The 5,612-nt window shown below is 54.5% G+C and carries 5 protein-coding genes; 3 read left to right on the forward strand and 2 right to left on the reverse strand.

Annotated elements, in window-relative coordinates; translation table 11 throughout:
- On the reverse strand, window positions 1-924 hold a 924-nt coding region (locus tag PQR53_RS38565), incomplete at its 3' end, for a hypothetical protein (protein ID WP_408465807.1).
- Window positions 925-1,781: 857 nt separating this feature from the next.
- On the opposite strand from PQR53_RS38565, the gene PQR53_RS38570 reads away from it, so the two are divergent.
- The 3 genes from PQR53_RS38570 (at window position 1,782) to PQR53_RS38580 (ending at window position 4,906) form a co-directional block, all read left to right on the forward strand.
- The gene (locus tag PQR53_RS38570; RefSeq protein ID WP_408465809.1) at window positions 1,782-1,997 is read left to right on the forward strand and encodes a helix-turn-helix transcriptional regulator; all 216 of its coding nucleotides are present in this window, start codon (window positions 1,782-1,784) and stop codon (window positions 1,995-1,997) included.
- A gap of 2 nt (window positions 1,998-1,999) precedes the next feature.
- On the forward strand, window positions 2,000-3,682 hold the full coding sequence (locus PQR53_RS38575) for a DUF927 domain-containing protein (RefSeq protein WP_408465811.1): 1,683 nt from the start codon (window positions 2,000-2,002) through the stop codon (window positions 3,680-3,682).
- Window positions 3,683-3,865: 183 nt separating this feature from the next.
- Window positions 3,866-4,906 (forward strand): phage/plasmid replication protein, II/X family, encoded by a 1,041-nt coding sequence (locus PQR53_RS38580; protein WP_408465813.1) that lies wholly within the window; start codon window positions 3,866-3,868, stop codon window positions 4,904-4,906.
- 108 nt (window positions 4,907-5,014) lie between these two features.
- Here the strand turns inward: PQR53_RS38580 and PQR53_RS38585 are convergent, their stop codons facing one another.
- A complete protein-coding gene (locus PQR53_RS38585) occupies window positions 5,015-5,383 on the reverse strand; it encodes a helix-turn-helix domain-containing protein (RefSeq protein WP_408465815.1) in 369 nt (122 codons plus the stop codon).
- Window positions 5,384-5,612: the final 229 nt, after the last annotated feature.

Consider the following 5,612-nt stretch of genomic DNA (forward strand, 5'->3'; position numbering starts at 1 on the left):
GCCGATACGTTCGATGAGACGACAGAACGCGTAGTCTTCCGAAAGGTACATCCGCGTGTCGGGATCGACCATGGTGTCGAAGAACGCGTAGAGGAATGCCGCGGGTGCACCCTCGTCGAGCTCCGGACGGCCCGCGAGTGTCGACCGGCAGTGGAGCTCGGGAAAGCGCTCCATTAGCGCGACAAATACCTCTCGCTTGATCAGCATGAATCCGGTCGGCGCATAGAGCACGTCGAGAAAACCATCGGCGTCCGGCTCAAGCGCGTCATCGCCGCGCACCACGGCGGGATACATCGCATGGCGCGCGCGGAAATCGGCTTTTGTCGAACCGGCAGGCAATGCCTCCTCGAGACCTGCCGCGGGCCAGCCGTCGGTTTTCAGCGGATAGACACCGGCCACCACAGGACGGTTGGCCTGCAGCAGGCGTACCACGTCCGCGCCTTTGAAGCCGATATCACCGTCGATCCACATCAGATGCGTGAAGCGGGCGTCGGCGAGAAATTCCGCCACCATGGTGTTGCGCGCGCGAGTGATCAGACTGTCGAAGCTGTTGAAGCTGACCCGCACGCCGAAGCCACGTTGAGCCGCCTCGTCGTAGAGGTCGAGAAGTCCGAGCGTGTAATCCGTCGTCACGACGGCGCCGTAGCTGGGGGTGGCAACATACACATTGGCAACGGAATCTTTGTGGGTCATCGTTTTGTCACTCACAGGCAGAGAACTAGGATTGAGTAGGCAAGCGTGGGGCTGCGCGCCGCCGTCGGGCTGGCGCGATTTTCGACGGGCGTAACGTACCCGACACCGCACGGTGAACGTCTCAATATCGGTCTGAAGCGAGGATGCGAAATTTCCCCAACGAGTAGTCGGATAGTTGACCGAGGGGATCGGGAATTTGCAGTTGATATGGATGCGGTTTGAATGCTGCAAAACAAAAACCCCGGCCGCCTCACGGCGCCGGGGTTTTGAATTCGAGCTGAAGAACCCAGCGCGAAATCGCCTACATGTTCGATCATTCTATGTAAATTACTCGTTATCGCCTGTCAGGCATGGATCATTGAATTACACACTTTCAATTCCCCTCAAAATCCCCCTCACTATTTCCCTTCGACGCCCATTCGGCACCCAAAGACGTACGGAAACAGGATGCGGCGTAGCGTCTTCGTGATCGTCGGTGCGGCACCGACCATTCCGTGGACGGAAGCACACTCCGTCGCGTATCACCGGCCGTCCACAGTCTCGATCAAAAATTTCAGCGTCCTTGCGTACCGGCCGTCGGCATATTGCCCCTGCCCTTCCCGATCTCCGCCACACTTCATTTTCGCGCGAACGCGTGGGCCCTGCTGCGTCGACGACTTCTCTTGTTCGATTCGTTCGATTCAACGATCCCAACTTTCTTACCCCCGCGAACTAACGTCGACATCCCAAACGCCGGAACCTAGAACCCTTCAACTCGCGAACAGCACCGCACAAATTTGCGACCGAGGAGCAAATAACTGTTCCGCCTAGGGCGCCGCAACTGTACGTCAACGTTACGCACAGCCCCAGCAACGATGAGCCAACCGCCGCAGTCGAGCAAAGCACCCGTTAATCGCGCGCGTATACCGACGCGCGCGAAGTTAGCAAAACGACTGGTCGTGCTCGCCGATGTCACCGCGCGCGGGCACGCAAGGGGTACACCCTAAAAAAATTTTTGACTCGTCCCGCGTGAATCTGGTCGGCGGCAGTAAATACCAAGTGAAGGTGCCTCTCTCACTGCGCCCAAACTTGACCTCCTGGACACGCCGATGAACGACCGTACAACCAATACGCCCCCGGGCGTGCAAACCATCCTGCGCCTCCGCGATGTATCTCGGATGACGGGACTCTCTCGCTCGACAATTTATGCCGCGATGGCGGCAGGACATTTTCCGCGCCAAATCCGCTTGACTGAACGCTGCGTAGGCTGGTCCGACTCCGAAATATCGGATTGGCTCAACGAGCGCATTCAGGGGAGGCAATAACCATGCGAAACGACAGACGAGACACGGACGATGCAGACGGCCGTCACGTGCGCACCGACAAGCCCGAACTGATCCGGGTATGCTCGCCGCTCAATCGTATCGGATACGTAACGAATGTCGATGGCGGCGCGCCAGCGCATCTTGTGGAAATCGAAACGCTAGTGGGAAGTAGGCGCATCGAAATTTTGGAGACTGACCTAGCCCAACCGCGTGAGCTGAAGCTGAAACTGCTCGATAGCGGCGCACGACTTAAAGACGACGACCAAGCCACTACGACTGTTGTCCAGTATTTGAAATCGTTCGCACCGCGCCCGCTTTTCAAGCGCGTCATTGCAAACGGGTGGCTCTATTCTGGTGGCTGTGGGTACGTCTTCGGCGATAAGTTGTTCGGCCCGACATCTACTGAAATGGTGCAGCGTCCCTCGGATGCCAATTCGAAATTTGACCATTCTGGCGATATCGAAGCGTGGCGAGCATGCACGCAATTGCTCGAAAACAATCCGCTCTTGGTCGCGCCACTTTGCTTTGCGCTCGCAGCTCCGCTGCTTCGACCACTCGGGCAGTCTACGTTCGCCGTGTCTCTTGTCGGTCATTCAAGCACCGGCAAGACGACTGCCTTGCGTCTCGCCCAGGCACTGCTCGGCTCACCGTACCCATTGGCAACCTGGTCTGGCACACTCAACGGCCTGCGCGCCAGCGCGGTTGCGCGAAACGATCTACCGTTGATTCTTGACGAAATCGGCCAGGCGAATCCGCGTGACATTGCGCCGCTCACCTATGATTTGACGAACGGCGTCGACAAGCATCGCGCAAATCCCACAGGAACTCAGGCGCAATTGCCTTCATTCGCAACAACCATTTTGTCGGCAGGCGAAGAGAGCTTGGCGGACCGCATGGGGCGCGCGGGCCAGACGCCGACAGGCGGTCATGCTGCGCGCTTCATCACCTTGCAGGTAGACGGCCCGTGGGGTGTCGTTTCCGATCCCCATGGCAGTCCCGACAGCGCGACATTTATTCGAAATCTGAATGCAACGCTGCGAAAAACTTACGGTATTGCATGGCCTATTTTCGTCGAACACGTCGCAAAACATGTTGATCAACTGAAATCCGATTACAGAAAACGTCGCTCGAAAATCATCGATGGCCTCACTGCTGACCTGGCATTCGATGATTCCGACAATATCGCCCTCCGCGTCATGGATCATTTTTTGATTTCCGCCTTCGCCGGTTACGTTGCCGTGGATGCAGGTGTAATCGATTTGCCGAAAAAAGTAATTGGTCAATCTATACGCGCTTGTTTCTCGAACTGGTTTTCCGAATATTCCGCGTCGCAAGCTTCGGCGGGTTCGTTGATCATCAAACGTGTTCTCGAAATTATTCAAAAACGACAGAAGAAAATTTTCCCGTTTGACGAATACAACAAGCGCGAAGCACATGCGCCGTTCGCTTATCGGTATATGCCGACAAAAGACGGGGAAGCCCTCCTTCTGGTTAGACCTGAAGCATTCGACTTGCTCAAGGAAAAGTACGGCGTGCGCGAATTTCACGAAGCTTTGCAGGAATCAGGATGGATTGAACAAGGCTCTGGTGGGAAGCCGTCCAAGCAGTTCAAGGTGCCCGGTGGTAGTGGCGCGCGGTTCAGGGCATATGCATTTCGAGAGTCTTTTCTCAACAAAACCGTCTGATTGCCTGTGGTCTACCGGACTACGTAGACCACAGGGAACAGACACAAAGACGCAACAACAGCGGAAACGGCTACCAAACACATACTAGCCGAACTCCACCCATTTTCGGCCACCATCTGTTTTCGCTGTGTTTTTCCTTGATTTTTTGCGTCCGCCTTCAACCTTGCCCTCTCATTTTCAGTAATGATCGATCTCCTCGACCTTCTGGTCTACATCAAACACAAACCATTCGGCAATACTCGGGTAAAAGAGTTCGAGAACGGCTCCGACGACAAGAAAAATCAGTATTCGAAAACGGTTATACTGAATTCGTGTGGAAGTCCGGTGCATGTAATTTCTTTAAACGACCGAGATGCGGTGTCAATTCGCTGCTCACCTCTAAAGGTGTTGCAGGGTCACAATATGTTTGGCTCAAACAATGTTTGCGCTATCGCAAGTTCTATTATCTGCGGAACCTTGGATTGCTTAAACATCCCCTATGCTCAAGAGCAACGTGAAGCGTGGTCCGCCGGTGAATTCACCATCCGAGCGATCGACATCACCCACCGATTCAAACTTTCTGATGGGCTCACTTCCTTTGATATTTGCAGTCATCTGCTGCGCACGTCGCCCATGAAATTATGCAAACCGCAATGGCTTGATCAAGGAATAGGCGTTCGCTTATGTACTGAGAACTCCGGCTTGAAATGGCTCCTCTATGATAAAGAGCAGGAATTGCTAGATAAGCGGACGAAGGCTTTTCCGTATCTGAAGGCAGTGGTTGGCTCTGATGCGAGAAATATTTGGCGCTCACTCGTGGAAATCGCTGCTTCAACAATCCGTGCGGAATTGAAGCTATCGAAGACTTACCTGAAGCGACATCACCTGACGAACGGACGGATGTGGACAGCCAAGCGTGCACAAGAGATTTACCTTTCGGAACTGAATGCGCTATCGATGGACGCACCGATTTCAATAAATCGTGCGGTTGCGCGTGTCCGGTCCAGGCCGCTCCTGACGACCCTGCTGCTTTGGTCAAACGGTCACGACCTTCACGCGATCCTCCCGAAATCGACGTTTAACTCTCATCGACAGGCCATTGTGAAGCAAGCCAGTATCGATATCGAGAAACACATTCCGGCAGCGCGAAGTCTCAAGCTTTCTCAGATTTTCTGCCGTGAGAATGCCCACATCTTGCCCGACAAGCGCGTTTTTGGAAAAGCCGCCTTCCTACCTATTGGCTAGGCAGCGATTAACGCGGTAGCGCGGCAACGGGGCGAAGTGCGAATTAGACCGATGACCTGGCGTGGCTCGAAGTCTAAAGCCCGAAGAATATTGAGCAACTCAACCAGGCTATTTACGACGCTTCTTGCCGTCCGAAAGGCGAGCGCACATCGCAGCGACCCAGCTCCTTACGAATTCGCGATCCTCTTCGGAGAGATCGTTGATGAGAAGCGACACGTCAAGACCCGGATCAAGGGAGCGCCCTGCCCCGCCAGCCACCAGGGTTTCCGGCAACACACCATACAGCGACGCTAACTCAAAGAGACGCCCGAGCGGTGGCAGCGTGTGACCACGCTCGAAGCGACTGATCGTCTCGGTATTGACATCCAATGCGGCCGAAACCTGTTCTTGAGTCAATGAAGCCGCGTTGCGCGCTGCCGCCAGCGCTTGACCAATCCGTTTGGCAAAGATTTCTTCCCGAGCTGCGGCTCGTTCCATACGACACCTTATGTCGAACACCACAAAAAAATCAGTGTCGATACTGGCCTGGTGTGGTCTGTCTGGTAACAGCTCAAAATGTTGTTATCAACACTAAATGTTGCCTTTAATTTGCCGATAAACAGGAAGAGTTACTGGGTGTTCGGGGTGCACACGCGCCTAACCAATCCCTCACTAAGCTTTCAAAAAATAAAGGAAATCAAACAATGCGCACTATCGGAAACGTAAT

It is taken from the genome of Paraburkholderia fungorum, assembly GCF_046027605.1.
GTDB lineage: Bacteria > Pseudomonadota > Gammaproteobacteria > Burkholderiales > Burkholderiaceae > Paraburkholderia > Paraburkholderia fungorum_F.

Excerpts from the sequence above, each read along its gene's own strand:
- PQR53_RS38570 (WP_408465809.1), top strand. The coding sequence starts at position 1,782 with ATGAACGACCGTACAACCAATACGCCCCCGGGCGTGCAAACCATCCTG.
- PQR53_RS38575 (WP_408465811.1), top strand. The coding sequence starts at position 2,000 with ATGCGAAACGACAGACGAGACACGGACGATGCAGACGGCCGTCACGTG.
- PQR53_RS38585 (WP_408465815.1), bottom strand. The coding sequence starts at position 5,383 with ATGGAACGAGCCGCAGCTCGGGAAGAAATCTTTGCCAAACGGATTGGT.
- PQR53_RS38580 (WP_408465813.1), top strand. The coding sequence starts at position 3,866 with ATGATCGATCTCCTCGACCTTCTGGTCTACATCAAACACAAACCATTC.